The 15,251-nt window shown below is 43.9% G+C and carries 16 protein-coding genes, 5 tRNA genes and 1 pseudogene; 6 read left to right on the plus strand and 16 right to left on the minus strand.

Features of this window, described 5'->3' with window-relative positions; translation table 11 throughout:
* Nucleotides 1-36: 36 nt before the first annotated feature.
* From urtE to urtA, 5 genes are read right to left on the minus strand one after another with little or no spacing between them, the layout of a single operon-like run.
* Complete coding sequence (urtE, locus tag KJS58_RS15085; protein ID WP_213533506.1) at nucleotides 37-732, minus strand: urea ABC transporter ATP-binding subunit UrtE; 696 nt, start codon at nucleotides 730-732, stop codon at nucleotides 37-39.
* On the minus strand, nucleotides 710-1,528 hold the full coding sequence (gene urtD / locus KJS58_RS15090; RefSeq protein ID WP_213533508.1) for an urea ABC transporter ATP-binding protein UrtD: 819 nt from the start codon (nucleotides 1,526-1,528) through the stop codon (nucleotides 710-712). Before urtD ends, urtE begins: the two co-directional genes overlap by 23 nt.
* Nucleotides 1,482-2,582 (minus strand): urea ABC transporter permease subunit UrtC, encoded by a 1,101-nt coding sequence (urtC, locus tag KJS58_RS15095; RefSeq protein WP_213533510.1) that lies wholly within the window; start codon nucleotides 2,580-2,582, stop codon nucleotides 1,482-1,484. The genes urtD and urtC overlap by 47 nt, the downstream gene beginning before the upstream one ends.
* A gap of 13 nt (nucleotides 2,583-2,595) precedes the next feature.
* On the minus strand, nucleotides 2,596-3,501 hold the full coding sequence (gene urtB, locus KJS58_RS15100) for an urea ABC transporter permease subunit UrtB (RefSeq protein WP_213533512.1): 906 nt from the start codon (nucleotides 3,499-3,501) through the stop codon (nucleotides 2,596-2,598).
* 44 nt (nucleotides 3,502-3,545) lie between these two features.
* Nucleotides 3,546-4,808 (minus strand): urea ABC transporter substrate-binding protein, encoded by a 1,263-nt coding sequence (gene urtA / locus KJS58_RS15105; protein ID WP_374705818.1) that lies wholly within the window; start codon nucleotides 4,806-4,808, stop codon nucleotides 3,546-3,548.
* Nucleotides 4,809-5,056: 248 nt separating this feature from the next.
* Here urtA and KJS58_RS15110 point away from each other — a divergent pair, with 248 nt between their 5' ends.
* Nucleotides 5,057-5,194 carry a hypothetical protein gene (locus tag KJS58_RS15110; RefSeq protein ID WP_213533514.1) on the plus strand — a complete coding sequence of 46 codons (138 nt, stop codon included), beginning with the start codon at nucleotides 5,057-5,059 and terminating at the stop codon, nucleotides 5,192-5,194.
* An 88-nt stretch (nucleotides 5,195-5,282) separates the two neighbouring features.
* On the opposite strand, the gene KJS58_RS15115 is transcribed toward KJS58_RS15110, so the two are convergent.
* Nucleotides 5,283-5,672 carry a helix-turn-helix domain-containing protein gene (locus tag KJS58_RS15115; protein WP_213533515.1) on the minus strand — a complete coding sequence of 130 codons (390 nt, stop codon included), beginning with the start codon at nucleotides 5,670-5,672 and terminating at the stop codon, nucleotides 5,283-5,285.
* Nucleotides 5,673-5,903: 231 nt separating this feature from the next.
* On the opposite strand from KJS58_RS15115, the gene KJS58_RS15120 reads away from it, so the two are divergent.
* Nucleotides 5,904-6,746, plus strand: a complete 843-nt coding sequence (locus KJS58_RS15120) for a DegV family protein (protein ID WP_213533517.1) — start codon at nucleotides 5,904-5,906, stop codon at nucleotides 6,744-6,746.
* A 236-nt stretch (nucleotides 6,747-6,982) separates the two neighbouring features.
* Here KJS58_RS15120 and KJS58_RS15125 read toward each other — a convergent pair.
* The 3 genes from KJS58_RS15125 to KJS58_RS15135 form a co-directional block, all read right to left on the minus strand.
* A tRNA-Leu gene (locus tag KJS58_RS15125) sits at nucleotides 6,983-7,065 on the minus strand.
* Nucleotides 7,066-7,080: 15 nt separating this feature from the next.
* Nucleotides 7,081-7,156 (minus strand) — tRNA-Lys (locus tag KJS58_RS15130).
* Between the two features lie 72 nt (nucleotides 7,157-7,228).
* Nucleotides 7,229-7,300, minus strand: a tRNA-Glu gene (locus tag KJS58_RS15135).
* A 229-nt stretch (nucleotides 7,301-7,529) separates the two neighbouring features.
* Here KJS58_RS15135 and KJS58_RS15140 point away from each other — a divergent pair.
* Together KJS58_RS15140 and KJS58_RS15145 are read left to right on the plus strand one after the other, a co-directional pair.
* A complete protein-coding gene (locus KJS58_RS15140) occupies nucleotides 7,530-8,312 on the plus strand; it encodes a DeoR/GlpR family DNA-binding transcription regulator (RefSeq protein WP_213533519.1) in 783 nt (260 codons plus the stop codon).
* Nucleotides 8,312-9,184, plus strand: coding sequence for a Cof-type HAD-IIB family hydrolase (locus KJS58_RS15145; RefSeq protein WP_213533582.1), 873 nt, complete (start codon nucleotides 8,312-8,314; stop codon nucleotides 9,182-9,184). The genes KJS58_RS15140 and KJS58_RS15145 overlap by 1 nt, the downstream gene beginning before the upstream one ends.
* Nucleotides 9,185-9,420: 236 nt before the next feature.
* Here the strand turns inward: KJS58_RS15145 and KJS58_RS15150 are convergent.
* The 5 genes from KJS58_RS15150 to KJS58_RS15170 form a co-directional block, all read right to left on the minus strand.
* Nucleotides 9,421-9,509, minus strand: a tRNA-Ser gene (locus KJS58_RS15150).
* A gap of 6 nt (nucleotides 9,510-9,515) precedes the next feature.
* Nucleotides 9,516-9,591: transfer RNA gene (locus KJS58_RS15155), tRNA-Asn, on the minus strand.
* A 47-nt stretch (nucleotides 9,592-9,638) separates the two neighbouring features.
* A complete protein-coding gene (locus KJS58_RS15160; RefSeq protein WP_213533521.1) occupies nucleotides 9,639-10,388 on the minus strand; it encodes an ABC transporter permease in 750 nt (249 codons plus the stop codon).
* Nucleotides 10,376-11,104 (minus strand): ABC transporter ATP-binding protein, encoded by a 729-nt coding sequence (locus KJS58_RS15165; protein WP_213533523.1) that lies wholly within the window; start codon nucleotides 11,102-11,104, stop codon nucleotides 10,376-10,378. Before KJS58_RS15165 ends, KJS58_RS15160 begins: the two co-directional genes overlap by 13 nt.
* Nucleotides 11,105-11,158: 54 nt before the next feature.
* Nucleotides 11,159-11,629 carry a SprT family protein gene (locus KJS58_RS15170; RefSeq protein WP_213533525.1) on the minus strand — a complete coding sequence of 157 codons (471 nt, stop codon included), beginning with the start codon at nucleotides 11,627-11,629 and terminating at the stop codon, nucleotides 11,159-11,161.
* 114 nt (nucleotides 11,630-11,743) lie between these two features.
* Between KJS58_RS15170 and KJS58_RS15175 the strand changes: the two genes are divergently transcribed.
* Complete coding sequence (locus KJS58_RS15175; protein ID WP_213533527.1) at nucleotides 11,744-12,112, plus strand: hydrolase/acyltransferase; 369 nt, start codon at nucleotides 11,744-11,746, stop codon at nucleotides 12,110-12,112.
* A gap of 127 nt (nucleotides 12,113-12,239) precedes the next feature.
* Nucleotides 12,240-12,383 carry a cortex morphogenetic protein CmpA gene (gene cmpA / locus KJS58_RS15180; RefSeq protein WP_213533529.1) on the plus strand — a complete coding sequence of 48 codons (144 nt, stop codon included), beginning with the start codon at nucleotides 12,240-12,242 and terminating at the stop codon, nucleotides 12,381-12,383.
* A 66-nt stretch (nucleotides 12,384-12,449) separates the two neighbouring features.
* On the opposite strand, the gene KJS58_RS15185 is transcribed toward cmpA, so the two are convergent.
* Nucleotides 12,450-14,663: a Tex family protein gene (locus KJS58_RS15185; RefSeq protein ID WP_213533531.1), complete on the minus strand. Its 2,214-nt coding sequence runs from the start codon at nucleotides 14,661-14,663 to the stop codon at nucleotides 12,450-12,452.
* Between the two features lie 471 nt (nucleotides 14,664-15,134).
* A pseudogene (locus tag KJS58_RS15190) lies at nucleotides 15,135-15,251 on the minus strand (IS30 family transposase); the annotation flags it as partial.

Here is a 15,251-nt window from a genome sequence, read left to right on the forward strand (position 1 = left end):
AAGCGCAGGATAGAGTACCTAATTAACGTTTTTTCATTAAACCGTCAGATAATGTTCGAAGCTGGCAAGCTCAAGCTCTTCCGGTTTCCCATGCATGGCAATAGCGCCTTTATCCATCACATAGATATAATCCGCCACACTTCGAACGAATTCTTCGCTTTGTTCCACAAGTAAAATTGCTGTATTCCCCTGATTCTTAATCTGAATGATAACATCACGGATGTCATCTACAATAGACGGCTGAATCCCTTCTGTCGGTTCATCAAGCAATAATAATCGCGGCCTTGTAGCAAGCGCCCTGGCGAAGGCAAGTTGCTGCTGTTGACCACCGCTCAGATCGCCGCCCTGTCTATTCATCATCGTCTTCAGCACAGGAAACATTTCGAGCACATCTGCTGGAATTACTTTCGTTCCCTTAGGAGCCGTTTCAAGTCCAAGCAACAGATTTTCTCTGACACTCATCTGCGGAAAGACATCTCTTCCCTGAGGGACATAGCCAATTCCAACCCGAGCACGTTTGGCCGAATCCCACTTTGTCACTTCTTTTCCATCCCAATGAATACTGCCTTTACGAACCTTTAATATACCCATTAGTGTTCGCAGCAGTGTTGATTTTCCTACCCCGTTGCGACCCATTAAACACACAACCTGGCCTGGTTTTATATCGAGGTGCACCTGACGAAGCACCACACTTTCCCCGTACCCGGATTCAACCCCCTTCAACAACAGCATCATTCTTCCTCCTTTTGCCCAAATACACTTCGGCAACTACTGGATTCTGCTGAACCTCTTCCATCGTCCCTTCGGTGAGCAGTGTTCCTTCATGCATTACAGTGACCTTCTGCGCATACTGTCTAACAAATTCCATATCATGTTCCACCACCACTACAGATCGCTCTTTTGCAATTTCTGTCAACAGCACCCCCGTCTTATTCGTCTCTTCATCCGTCATTCCTGCAACAGGTTCATCAAGCAGCAGCACCTCAGGCTTTTGAAGTAAAAGCATTCCAATCTCAAGCCACTGCTTTTCTCCATGGGATAAAGAGCCCGCCCTAAGATTCAAGCGATGTCCTAGACCAATCTGTTCCACCACTTCTTTCATTTCTCTTGTGAGACAACCCCCTCGCCGTTTACGCAGCGTGGAAAATACTTTTTTGTTAGGATTCTGTGCGATCTCTAAATTCTCACGCACAGTCAGCCCTCCAAATACAGAAGGCGCTTGAAACTTACGGCCAATACCGAGTCTTGCGACCTGATGTTCTTTCTTAGAAATAAGATCCGTACCATCCGGAAGAAGAACCTGGCCTGATACAGGTTTGGTTTTTCCGCAGATCACATCAAGCATGGTTGTTTTTCCCGCTCCATTTGGACCGATTAAGAAATGAAGTTCTCGCTGTTTTAAGGATAAATTCATATTACGTACTGCTACAAATCCAAAGAAAGAAACCGTGATATCTTGAACCGTGAGCACGATCTTTTCGTTAGGAAGTTGCTTGCTTATGCTTACGTTTACGGACGGACTGACCATCTAGCGCACCTCCTTTTCGGACCCACATGCCAGTTACACTGTGATATACACCAACAAGGCCTTTAGGCATGAATAATACGATAGCTACAAATAGACCACCCATAACGAAAAGCCATCCTTCTGGATACGCTTCACTAATTCCTGTTTTTGCAGCGTTCAGCACTACAGCCCCGATCATAGCTCCAACCAGCGTTCCCCGGCCGCCAAGCGCAACCCATAACACCATTTCAATGGAGGGAACAATCCCCATCATCGAAGGAGAGATGATGCCAACCTGAAGAACAAACAGCATCCCCGCAAGTCCAGCAAGCGCACCGGACAAGGTAAACGCCATTGTTTTGTACCATGCAGGATCATATCCGAGAAATCGAACTCGATTCTCACCATCTCTGGCGGCTTCGAGCACTTGACCAAACCTGCTGCGCACCACTCTTTTGCAGAGCACATAAGACAAGACTAGAATCAGAAGCGTTACATAATAAAGGATAATGGTCGTTGATGGACGATGAAGCTCCATCCCAAAAATGTGATGGTATCCGGTTAACCCATTGGTTCCTCCTGTCCATTCCTGCTTCCCTACAAACAGCGTTACCATGATCATGACTAGCGCCTGCGTTAATATGGTGAAATATACACCGGTAATCCGGTTTCGAAAGGTGAACAACCCAAGCAAGAAAGCAAGTAATCCGGGCAATATGATTCCAAGTAAAAACGCAGAAGGGAAAGACCGAAAGATCGCCCAAAACCAGGGAAGTTCCGTCACACTATTCCATACCATGAAATCGGGCAGTGCCGACCCGCTGGCTTGTAATTTTAGATACATCGCCATGGCGTAAGCACCAAGTCCAAAAAATACTCCGTGTCCTAGACTTAGCACCCCTCCATAACCCCAGATCAGATCAAGGCCAATGGCAAGAATCGCTAAAGCAAGAAATTTCGCAAGTAAGCTTAACCGAAATTCCGTGGAGACGAGCGGCGCCAGACTCATCAGAATCAGCACTACTCCCCAGGCAATTCGCTGCCCCCGTGTTCCCAGTCTATTTATAAACGGCATCCTAAGTCCCCCTCTAGTCTAAACTCCGTGAACGTAGTGCCACGAGCCCTCTCGGTTTCCATTGAAGGAAAGCAACGATGCATGCAAATACAAGCACTTTACCGATGGATGCACCTGTGTACGTCTCGAATAAGGTATTGAAGACCCCTATTCCAAGGGCCCCCGTCACGGTACCAATCAATTTCCCTACACCGCCTAGAACAACAACCATGAATGCATCTACGATGTAATAGGTTCCAATCGATGGTCCGATGGGGCCAAGCAAAGTAAGTGCGCATCCTGCCACTCCCGCAATACCGGAACCAATAGCAAAGGTAAGTCCATCAACGCGCCGAGTAGAGATTCCAAGACAGCCTGCCATATTTCGATTCTGCATAACAGCACGCATCCGGCGTCCTGCTGCTGTTTTATAAATATAGATATACATGCTGAAGAGCACGACAGCGACCAGCAGAATAATGAACAAACGTGTGTAAGGAAGCGTGATCCCTTCCGTAACCGCCACTCCTCCTTTAAGCCAGGAAGGACTGGTCACCCCGACATTCGGGGCACCAAAAATCGTCCTTGCCAGTTGTTGCAGAATCATTCCTACTCCCCAGGTTGCAAGCAAACTATCCAAGGGTCTTCCGTATAAGTGGCGGATAAGAAGCACTTCAAGCATCCAGCCGACCCCCGCCGCAAGAAGGAATGCAGCAGGAAGCGCGACAAGATAGTACGTATTAAACCAAGAAGAGGGCATGTAGGAGACAAATAAATTTTGTGTTACATAAGTGGCATAAGCACCGACCATAATCATCTCGCCATGCGCCATATTGATAATGTTCATCAGTCCAAAGGTTACGGCGAGGCCGAGTGCAATCAGAAGCAGAATGGAACTTACACTCAAGCCATTAAAAGCTTGCAGCAAAAACATATCCATCGATTATGCCGCCTCCCTTCTAATCTATCTATAGTAGAAACAAGTTATTTAGCGCCAAGTGATTTTCCCCATTCATAGGTTTCCAGATACGGATCAGGCTTCACAGGCTCACCCGAGTTCCAGAGTTCTTTGAACTGTCCATTGGACTGAACTTCGCCTATACGTACCGTTTTGTATATATGCTGGTTCTCTCCATCAATGGTCACTTTGCCGCTTGGCGCATTAAACTCAATGCCTTTAGCTGCTTCTTTCACTTTAGCCACATCAACAGATCCTGCTTTTTCAACTGCTGCTTTCCATAAATAAACGGCAGTATATCCGGCTTCAATAGGATCAGCAGTCACCCGGTCAGCTCCATATTTCGCTTTATAAGCAGCCGTAAATTTAGTGTTCTCCGGTGTGTCCGTTGTTTGGTAATAGTTCCAAGCTGCTAAATGACCTGCGAGTACATCCGCACCAATACCGCGAATCTCTTCTTCCGCTACACTGACAGACAAGGTCGTTAGATCCTCTGATGTGATCCCTGCGTCTTTTAGTTGTTTGAAGAAGGCAACGTTGCTATCTCCATTCAGCGTGTTATAAACAACATCTGGTTTTGCGGCTTTGATCTTGTTGATAATTGTGCTGTAATCCGTATGACCAAGGGGAGTATATTCTTCTCCGGCCACTTCTCCCCCTTCTGCCTCAAGCTGTGCCTGAATGACTTTGTTCGCTGTTTTAGGGAAGACGTAATCCGAACCCAGCAGGAAGAATTTCTTGCCACGATTCTCAAGCAGCCAGCTTACAGATGGAACAATCTGTTGATTGGTTGTAGCTCCGGTATAGAAAATGTTCGGGGAGGATTCAAGTCCTTCGTATTGTACGGGATAGAATAACAGTCCATTATTTTGTTCAAAAACAGGCAGCATGGCTTTTCGACTTGCCGATGTCCAGCCACCAAACACCGCAGCCACTTGATCTTGCTGCAGAAGTTTCCCAGCTTTTTCTGCAAAAGTTGGCCAATCCGAAGCACCATCTTCCATAACGGGTTCGATTTGTTTTCCGAGCACCCCGCCCGCCCTATTTATTTCTTCAATCGCCAACATTTCGGAATCTTTAACCGATACTTCACTAATAGACATCGTTCCGCTGAGAGAATGCAGAATGCCCACTTTAATCGTGTCACCATCTGAAGCACTTACCGTACCACTGCCTTCCGCAGCAGACGATTGCCTAGCTGGACCTTCTCCTCCAGATACACAACCAGATAACATAATCACACCTGTTAACACCACAGGAAACCATTTACCGAACTTTCGCATCAACATGAACCCCATCCCCTTTAATCAGTTAGCCCAAACCGAACATTTATTTCCTGTTTTTCCATCAATGTTTGGTATCTCACATTATAGAGGGATGAAATCTTTAGTGTCAATATACCTTACATATTTTTATTCTATGCCTAGTTATATGGTGCATAACAACAAAAATAAAGAACTGAATTGACAATTTGTCTAATATTATGTGAGTATAATTTACATGAAAAACAGAATACACGGTGAAAGGTTGAGTTCACGTGCACTGGTCAGAAGAAGAAAAGGATACATCACTCGTCGTTTGCGAAAAAGAAGCTACATTCCCTAATGGAACGAAACCCGTTCCATTCCCAGACCTATTCGCTAAGCAAGCTAACTACGAAATCACTGCCGCTTAAAAAATATAAAAACAAATCAGACAGACCATGATCTATAAGATCATGGTCTGTTATGTGATAGCTATTTTAAATACCCTTATGTAATCCGTTATTTTCTGTTACCCTTCTCAGGAGCTTTGCTGGCGTAGAGACTCATCTGTTTTCTTTTGCGATATTGCGTGAATTCAATATACTCTCTGATGAATGTCTGCTCTTCCGCAGTTAACCCCTCTACGTTTACATTCAAATCAAGTGTATCCATATGATAGACAGCTTTCTGCTCTCTAATCTCTTCATTAAACTTGCCAAGCATGATCCAATCCAAACTCACCCCAAAAAAAGCAGAAATCTCAATTAGTTTCGCTGTACTCGGAGTTGATTTCCCCCGCTTCCAATCCCCTAAATTACCTGTGCTAATTTTTAATTCCTCACAAAACGCTTTTTTGGTCATGCCTCTATTCATAATTAGATGCTCAATTCGTTCGTAAATCGAATGCATATAAGACCGCCTTCCATGAAGTCATACTAATCTGAAAGTCCAGCAATCTGTAGACTAGCAACTCATATAACCCAGGTTTTAATTCCATATTATAACACACAACATGTGCGTTCTCCGTCCGATATTTGTACTTACTGTGGGCGTTCTATATAGTTATATCTGTCACTGGTGATTACGATAAAAATACGTTATTCTTGATATGATGGCCTCTATTTATGAAGGAGTGAACAAATGAGTAAAATTAAAATTGTGACGGACTCTACACTGGATCTCGACCTTTCCGTCATTCAAAGATACGGTATTGAAGTGGTACCTCTTTCTTTTACCATTAAAGACGAAACCTATCTTGACCAAATAGATATTACACCTGAAGAATTCATTCAAAAAATGATCCAAAGCGATGAGCTGCCTAAGAGTTCTCAGCCGGCTGCCGGCGAATTTTTAGAAAGATATAACCGGTTTCATGAAGAAGGGTACGAGATCATATCCATTCATATGACCGGAGGCATGAGCGGCACTGTACGTTCAGCGCAAATGGCTGCCGACATGTCAGATGCCAAAGTAACTGTCATCGATTCCGAATTTACATCCAAAGCACTCGCTTATCAAGTAATCGAAGCTGCTATAATGGCGGAGCAAGGCAAAACAGCTGAAGAAATCATAAGTAAAGTAGAAGAGGTCAGGAAAAATACGAAACTGTTTGTCGCGGTAGATACACTTGATAACTTGGTAAAAGGCGGACGCATCGGAAAAGGAAAAGCACTGATCGGCTCTCTCCTGCATATCAAGCCTGTTGCTTCTCTTATTGATGGTAACTATACTCCCGTCGTAAATCTTAGAAGCCAAGCCCAGATCGCAAGATATCTGGCCAAGCAGTTTGCTGAAGATGTGAAAGGAAAAACAATTCACAAAGTGGGAATCGCACATGCCGAAAACCTTAAACTCGCTTCTCAGCTGAAAGATTTAATTCATGAGCTTACTGGTTATGAAGATGTAGAGATCAGTTATACCTCACCTATCATCAGTACACATACAGGTGTCGGTGCAATTGGGTTTATGTATTATTTTGAATAAACTTTATTCCATTGAATCAATTTCATAATACCTTTCGTCGCTTTAATCAGTTATGAAATTGATTCCATTATAATTTAATACTCTCCTTTCTAATCTCAAAAGGACTTTTCTTGGCCCGTATTCTCAATCGGTTCCGGAAACAGTCCTTTTACTATTTTTACGCCCAGATCACTCTTTCTATGAAAAGAAAAAAATAAGAGCCTTATGCTAATGCACAAGACTCTTCTTCGATATGATGCGGTCGAGAGGACTCGAACCTCCACGGGTATACACCCACTACCCCCTCAAGGTAGCGTGTCTGCCATTCCACCACGACCGCATATAAGATTATAACTGGTGAGCCATGAAGGGCTCGAACCTTCGACACCCTGATTAAAAGTCAGGTGCTCTACCAACTGAGCTAATGGCTCTTGATGAGAAGTTCCATGATGTTATATGCCATAACACGTATTGGTTTCTTCATAAATCATTAAGAGAAAAAGTGACCCGTAGGGGATTCGAACCCCTGTTACCTCCGTGAAAGGGAGGTGTCTTAACCCCTTGACCAACGGGCCTTAGTAACATTCTGTGCTCTTCAGCGACAAGATAGAGTATAACATAATATAAATAGCCATGACAACCCCTTTTTAAAATTTTTTTATCAGAAAAATAAAAACTTATGTTTCCTTATTAAAATGGCATAACAGCCTTTTATATTAAGGTGTTTTGTTTTAAATATTGCAATTTGACTTACAAAACATTAAAATTACTTATAATGATGCATATTGTTAGGAGGTTTCCAAATTGTATCAGGAAGAACGGATGAAACTTATTATGGATCACCTTGCTAACGCGGGACGAATTTCTATTGAAGAGATTTGTCATCAGTTCGATGTATCTAGAGATACAGCGAGACGTGATCTCATTAAGCTCGAAGAACAAGACCTTATTGTCCGTACTCGCGGAGGCGCGCTTCTCCCCTCCCCGATTCAGGAGTTCAAAAATTATAAAGACCGACTTGTCACTGTCTCAGACGAAAAGAAAAAGATCGGGAAACTTGCTGCCGCTCTGGTTCGCAAAGGTGACCGTATCATTCTTGACTCTTCTACCACGGTTCAAGCCTGTGCTGAATTTTTACATGCCGAACATTGCACCGTGATTACGAACTCCATCAACTCAGCTGATTTGCTGTCCGAAAAGGACTCGGTCCATATCCGACTTCTGGGTGGCATTCTGCATAAAGAACACCGTTATGTATACGGAGCTTCTGTAATCGAAGCCTTATCTAATTATTATGTTGAGAAATCATTTATTGGAGTCGGCGGAATTACTACGGACGGACTTAGTGCAGATGATGAGGAAGGAAAAGTAAAACGTAAGATGATGGAACAAGCCGAAATGGTCATCGTCCTTGCGGATCATTCCAAATTTGGCCGGAATTATTTCTACCGATTTGCAGACTGGTCCCTAGTTGATGTCATTATCACAGACCAACTTCCGAGCTCAACCATGATGGATTTCTTTGAACAACATCAGGTGGAAGTTTTGGTGCCGGATTCTAGTGAAGAACAGGAGGAATTATCATGATTAAACTTATTGCGATTGATTTAGATGGAACACTGCTGAATACCGAAAGTCAGATTAGTTCGGAGAATGCGGATGCGATCCGTTTTGCCCAAAATAATGGGGTCCATGTAGTTATCGCTACAGGAAGGGCCCATGCTGATGTAAGAGCCATCTGTAAAAAGGCTGGACTTGTTACACCCGTTATTGCGGCTAATGGAGCTACCATCCATGATGAAAATGAAAATAAAATCGAATCCATTCCTATGGATCGAAAAATCGCATTTAGCATACTTGAATGGCTGGAAGCGAACGAATTTTATTATGAAGTACTCACCGATCAAGCAATCTATTCTCCCAATCAAGGACATCAACTCATGTCTATCGAAATTGACCGGGCCCTTAGTGCGAACCCGGAGGAAAGTATGGATCGTTTGCTAAGGCTCGCAGAGAAACAATATGAACAAACGGGAATCGTGCGTATTCCGAGTTACCGTAACATTCCGGAGAGTGCCGAAATTTACAATATCCTTTCTCTTTCATTTGACCCCGAGAAACTGGAGCAAGGCCGAGCTCAGTTCCGAAACGACGAAAATGTAGCCATGGTCATTTCTGCAGACCATAATTTTGAGGTAGAACATCCGGAAGCATCCAAAGGAAATGCGCTAAGTAAACTGGCATCCCGTCTTGGAGTATCTATGGAAGATACAATGGCGATCGGGGACAGCTTTAACGATGTGTCGATGTTATCCATGGCCCATCATTCTGTTGCTATGGGTAATGCCAATCCGAAGATCAAGGAACTTGCTAAAGAAGTTACCTTGAAAAATACAGAACATGGCGTCGCCTACGCCATTGAACGGAAATTAAAAAACCTACCGGTGAACAATCGGTAGATGTAACAAAAAGAGCGCATGGAATCCGAATTCCATGCGCTCTTTTTTATAATTCATTTTTTTATAATTCACGTCTATTTTATAAAGTTCCTTTCGTATCGCCTCATTCTTATAACAATAAGAAATTATCCATTCTAGAATATAGACCTTCAATCAATTATAAAATACAAATATTCAATTCCAGAATGTAGACAACAAAAAAAAAGCCCTCACGGGCTTTCCTATTGTTCTTCGAACGGAGAGAGAGGGATTCGAACCCTCGCACCGCTTACGCAGTCTAACCCCTTAGCAGAGGGTCCCCTTATAGCCACTTGGGTATCTCTCCAAAGAATGGCTCCCCGAACAGGGCTCGAACCTGTGACAACTCGATTAACAGTCGAGTGCTCTACCAACTGAGCTATCAGGGATCATTAACTATATATAATTTATCAAAACTTTAAAGAAGAGTCAAGCTTCAAATTTCCTTGACTCTTAAATCCGCTGTAAACCACGATTTATAGCTCAGCAGCGACAACGTAATCGCCGTAATTGCCGCAGAACTTGTAAAAGCAAACACAATAAGTATTTGATACTTTACCGCTTCTACTGGGTCTGCACCAGCTATAATCATCCCGGTCATCATACCGGGAAGCTGAACAATCCCTACCGTTTTCATACTATCTATGGTAGGAATCATACTTGATTTTACCGCTTTTTTCAATTGAGATTGTAATGCCTGCTTGGCTGTTGCCCCCAGCGCGAGCAAAGTTTCAATCTCTGGTCTTGACGAATGCACTTCTTCCTTCATTCGGTTTAAGAATAGTCCAGCTACCACCATCGCATTCCCGATGGTCATCCCGCTGATGGGAATAATGTAACGCGGAGACACTTCAACAATCCCTAGACCAAGTACGAGTGCCATCATCAGCAGCTCCGTGAGTGCAATCGATACAAAGATCCGCCAGACTATCCCTGTTATCCCCTTCGCTCGTTTCGATGCATTATAAGATGCCACGAGGATCATAATTAGAATAATGAGTAGCAGGAGCAAAGGATTTTTAGTGTTAAAAATATACTGCAAAACATACCCGACAAGCAAAAGCTGTATAGCAGAGCGAATGGTTCCGATGGCAATTTCTTTTTCTAGACCGACCTTTTGCCATACCGAAGCAAGCATAGTAATCATGACAAAGATCAGAGTGAAACTAAGTGCTACAATCGACATTTATGTGTTCCTGCCTTCCCCGCTGCATTCAAAAACCGGACAACCTCATCATCTGCCGGATATTCAAAAAATTCAGTAGAACCTTGGTCATGAAGTAATGTTCCTTGGGCCATAAACCATATCCGGTTTGAAACCTGCCTAGCTTGCTCCAGATCGTGAGTAACCCAGATCATCGCAGTTTGGTGAGTGTGCGCCCAATCATGAAGAAGTTCTTCTACTCTTTTCTTACTTCCTTGATCCAGCGAGGCCGTAATCTCATCAAGAAGGAGAACCTCAGGCTGCATCAGTAAAGATCGCACAAGCGCAATACGCTGTTTCTCCCCACCAGACAAACTTTTTGCATGTTGAGTAAGATCCAGGGTAGACAGACCCACCTTCTCTAGCAAAAGATGAGCCAGTTCCTCATCATATGTTTTCTGATGCAGGGAGCTATACAGCCGAAGGTTATCATCTACTGTTCCTTCAATCATCACAGCCTGCTGCGCTACATAACCAATATGAGTCCTCCACTCTCTCGGGTCCACTTGTTCATATGAAACGCCGCTGTACTCCAAGACACCATCGTCATGCTTGTCTAGTCTCGACAGAATGCGGAGCAAAGTGCTCTTCCCTTGACCAGATACACCAATCAGTGCAATTCGATCATTTGGGTAAACGTCTGTTGTCACCTGCTCAAATAACCAAGGTCGATCTAGACCTGCGTACTTTTTCCTCATATTTTCTACACGTAAAATAGGTTGCAATGAAATACTCTCCTTCATCTATGAAACTTAGGGAGTGGCTATCTCCGACATGACAAGCGGACCGCTGCATCTGCCGCACCGATACTTTCTAACATCTACCTTGCGCTTACGCTGATACGTTTGCCCGCACTTCTGGCAGACGAGTTTATATTTATAGGGCAGGGTTCTCCGGCCTTTTCCGTCCGGCAAGGACTGACAAAAACGACTTCCCCCTACTTTTGCTAAAAGCTGTTTAAATTCAGGGTCGCGATGACGATAGCCCCTCCCTCGTATATGTAGATGATAATGGCATAGTTCATGCTTAATAATCTTCTCGACCTCTTCTTTGCCATAAGCCTTAAGCTGATGCGGATTAATCTCTATTCGGTGACTACGGAGCATGTATCTGCCTCCCGTCGTGGTTAGCCTGCTGTTAAACGATGCTTCATGCTGAAATGGAACGCCAAAACTTTCAAGTGAGATGCGCTCAATCCATGTCTGAAGTTCTTCGTTCGTCATGGAATTCATATATGCTCAGCTCTCTTTCTTTCGTTGTTTCTACTTGATTGTAAGTATACCTTGGGATACACTGTCAAGGAACCACTGACCGAACTAAAGGGGAGAAATGCACGTATGTCTAAAATGCGATACGTTATTCTGCAACACGCCGATCAGTTAGAATTTGTGGAAATGCCTTCCGATTATGCTTATCAGCTCAGCGCACTGAATCTTCGGCTGAATAAAGAAATCGATAAGCTGACCGCCGATATTGTTCCTACCCTTCCTAGAGCCATCGCTGAATGTGATCAGCTGGACCTGCTGGAAGAACGCTATGTGATTACACAAGGTCTTGCCTATATTAACGATCTAGAGAAATCCTTTGCAGCTGTAAAAGAAGAACACTATCCACTGATCGCCCTGCTAACCGAGATTCGTGCCCTTCAGGCACAGCTCGAACAATGGTATGAAGAAGAAGAACTTACTCTACATCATCCACTATAAAAAAAACACACAAATAACCGTTCTACATCCCTTGTAGAACGGTTATTTTCATGTGAACTGGCACAATTCGGGCTCTCTCCCCATATGCTAACGTACAGAAATGAACCTATGGAGGAGGGACTTCCCTGTGCCCCAATGGCTTAGTAACCAACTCATGCGTGCTTTCCATAAGAAAGATCGAAGGCAGATTCGCCTGCTGAACGAATGCTGGTTCTTCTATCGTAATCGCCCAGGCGCTCATCATGGTATGTCTAATGAGCCTGATCTATAAACAGCTGCCAGCCGGTGAATCAGAAAGGGCATTCTCATCATCGGCTTTTACTGTCCTTACGAATGATTACTGATTGTTTTGATTTGGGTCCTTCATCGTGAGAGCGACGCGGCCCTTTTTCAAATCTACGCTAAGCACCCATACCGTTACATTATCTCCTACGGATACCACATCCATTGGATGCTTTACAAATCCGTTGCTAAGCTGCGAGATATGAACGAGTCCATCACTTTTCACGCCAATGTCTACAAAAGCACCGAAGTCAATTACATTACGAACCGTACCTTGCAGCTCCATTCCCGGTTCCAGATCTTCAATCTTCAGTACATCGGTCCGGAAAATAGGAAGCGGCAACTCTTCACGCGGGTCACGACCCGGACGCTGTAAGTTCTCAAGAATATCGCGCAGTGTCGGCAGACCGACTTCTACTCTGTCAGCAAGTTCTTGTGCGCTTTGTTCTTCCAAGATCCGTGTCAGTTCTTCGGTTCCCAGTTTATCCAGGTCCACTTTGAGTTCTGCAAAGACCCGGTCAACTACAGAATAAGATTCCGGGTGAATCGCTGTTTTATCCAGCGGGTTATCCCCTTCCGAAATACGCATAAAACCAGCACATTGTTCAAACGTCTTCGCGCCTAGACGCGGTACTTTTTGCAGTTCTTTACGAGAAGAAAACTTACCATGCTCTTCACGGTATTTCACAATGTTTTTAGCAATCGTGGAGTTTATTCCCGCTACATAAGACAACAGCGAAGGAGAAGCTGTATTCACATCAACGCCAACATGGTTAACGGCAGATTCTACAACGGCTTTCAGACTTTCCTCCAGATGTTTTTGAGATACATCATGTTGGTATTGACCTACACCAATGGCTTTTGGATCAATCTTCACAAGTTCAGCCAGCGGATCTTGAACCCGGCGGGCAATGGAGGCAGCACTACGCTCTGCTACATCCAGATCAGGGAATTCTTCCTGCGCAATCTTGGAAGCAGAGTATACACTTGCTCCTGCCTCATTCACGATCAAATAAGCAAGATTTGGATCTCCGATCTCCTGCATGACTTCCGCTACAAATTGCTCGGTTTCACGAGAAGCTGTCCCGTTTCCAATAACAATCAATTCGATATCATATTTGCTGATCAGCTCTTTAAACTTAGCTAATGCTTCCTGCTTCTTATTATTCGGCGGTGTCGGATACGTTACAGCTACCTCAAGCAGTTTTCCTGTTTCGTCTACAACCGCAAGTTTACAGCCAGTTCGGTAAGCAGGATCGACGCCAAGTACACGTTTATTCGGAATCGGCGGCTGCAAAAGCAAGCTGCGCAGATTACCAGAAAAAATAGAGATGGCCTGTGCTTCGCCTTTTTCTGTTAGCTCAGCACGTACTTCTCTTTCAATCGAAGGAGCGATCAGGCGCTTATAAGCATCCATAATTACATTTTCGAGAATGTCCGTCACGACCGATGATGATTTCAGCAACTGACGGCCAATATAGTTATGAACCGGTTCTGCATTAACATCGAGTCCCACTTTCAGTATGCCTTCACGTTCTCCACGGTTAATCGCAAGAATTCGATGCGGCGGCATTTTTTTAGCGAGTTCACGGTAGTCATAGTAATTCTCATATACGGATTCCACATCGATATCCTTCGCTTCTGAAGTCAGCATACCGTGATCCAGTGTATATCTTCTTACCCATGAACGAATGGATGCATCATCAGCGATATTCTCAGCTAAAATATCCTTCGCTCCTTGCAGCGCCGTATCTGCACTATCTACTCCAAGCTCTTCGTTCACATAACGAGCGGCTTCTTCCATTACATTTCCTTGTTTCGGCTGATTCCAGATCCACTCGGATAATGGCTCAAGCCCTTTTTCTTTCGCTACACTCGCACGGGTTTTACGTTTTTGACGATAAGGACGGTACAAATCTTCTACTTCTTGTAGTTTGACCGCTTGTTTGATTGACTTAGCTAGTTCCTCCGTCAGTTTGCCCTGCTCTTCAATAATGCGAATGACTTCCACTTTACGATCTTCCAGATTACGAAGGTAGACCGTTCTTTCTTCAATCAGACGCAGCTCATTCTCGTCCAGCTCGCCTGTCATTTCTTTACGGTACCTTGCGATAAAAGGAATGGTATTCCCTTCGTTTAACAAGGATACAGTTGTTCTTACCTGCTTTAATGAGAGCGAAAGTTCTTTAGCGACTTGATTAACAATACGCTCTTCCTGTTCTTTCTTCAGTTTCTCATCGTTTACTTCAACTGCCGATAGCTCTGACAAAAAAATCCCTCTTTCTTCTATGGATTACCCGCTCATTATTCCGCTGCATGATGAACGCATCTCGCATATTTAGCCGCTACGTACACAAATGAATTCCATGACCGCTGTTGTAATTGGAGTTTTTAATCCTATTAACTCAGTGGTACAACTCCAATCACAAAGGCGGACGCTTCGCTTCTTAGAACTCATTTGTTACTCCGCTGCTTTCTGCCTTTATGCAAAGTGCACTCTGCAGTGACAAACTGCTCTAACGAAAATAGCCGCTACGTACACAAATGATTCCATGACCGCTGTTGTGATTGGAGTTTTTAATCCTATCAACTCAGTGGTACAACTCCAATCACAAAGGCGGACGCTTCGCTTCTCGGAATTCATTTGTTACTCCGCTACTGCTAGCTCTGTAGCACTGCATTTATAACATCACGCAAAAGAATAAGAGACGTCCAATTTTCTTTTTTTAATGACGGATTGTCAATCCAAGTGCGACACTTCTTCTTCAAATGATTCGTGAGCAGTTTTCCATCCTAAACATTTCCTTGGTCTGTTGTTAATAAGTTGGAGGGCATGTTCTAATTCTTCCTCAGTCAC

The sequence above is a fragment of the Paenibacillus sp. J45TS6 genome, from assembly GCF_018403285.1.
Lineage (GTDB): Bacteria > Bacillota > Bacilli > Paenibacillales > Paenibacillaceae > Paenibacillus.

Excerpts from the sequence above, each read along its gene's own strand:
- KJS58_RS15115 (WP_213533515.1), bottom strand. The coding sequence starts at position 5,672 with ATGCATTCGATTTACGAACGAATTGAGCATCTAATTATGAATAGAGGC.
- urtA (WP_374705818.1), bottom strand. The coding sequence starts at position 4,808 with ATGTTGATGCGAAAGTTCGGTAAATGGTTTCCTGTGGTGTTAACAGGT.
- urtC (WP_213533510.1), bottom strand. The coding sequence starts at position 2,582 with ATGCCGTTTATAAATAGACTGGGAACACGGGGGCAGCGAATTGCCTGG.
- KJS58_RS15120 (WP_213533517.1), top strand. The coding sequence starts at position 5,904 with ATGAGTAAAATTAAAATTGTGACGGACTCTACACTGGATCTCGACCTT.
- KJS58_RS15165 (WP_213533523.1), bottom strand. The coding sequence starts at position 11,104 with ATGAGGAAAAAGTACGCAGGTCTAGATCGACCTTGGTTATTTGAGCAG.
- KJS58_RS15170 (WP_213533525.1), bottom strand. The coding sequence starts at position 11,629 with ATGACGAACGAAGAACTTCAGACATGGATTGAGCGCATCTCACTTGAA.
- urtD (WP_213533508.1), bottom strand. The coding sequence starts at position 1,528 with ATGGTCAGTCCGTCCGTAAACGTAAGCATAAGCAAGCAACTTCCTAAC.
- KJS58_RS15175 (WP_213533527.1), top strand. The coding sequence starts at position 11,744 with ATGTCTAAAATGCGATACGTTATTCTGCAACACGCCGATCAGTTAGAA.
- urtB (WP_213533512.1), bottom strand. The coding sequence starts at position 3,501 with ATGGATATGTTTTTGCTGCAAGCTTTTAATGGCTTGAGTGTAAGTTCC.
- KJS58_RS15160 (WP_213533521.1), bottom strand. The coding sequence starts at position 10,388 with ATGTCGATTGTAGCACTTAGTTTCACTCTGATCTTTGTCATGATTACT.
- urtE (WP_213533506.1), bottom strand. The coding sequence starts at position 732 with ATGCTGTTGTTGAAGGGGGTTGAATCCGGGTACGGGGAAAGTGTGGTG.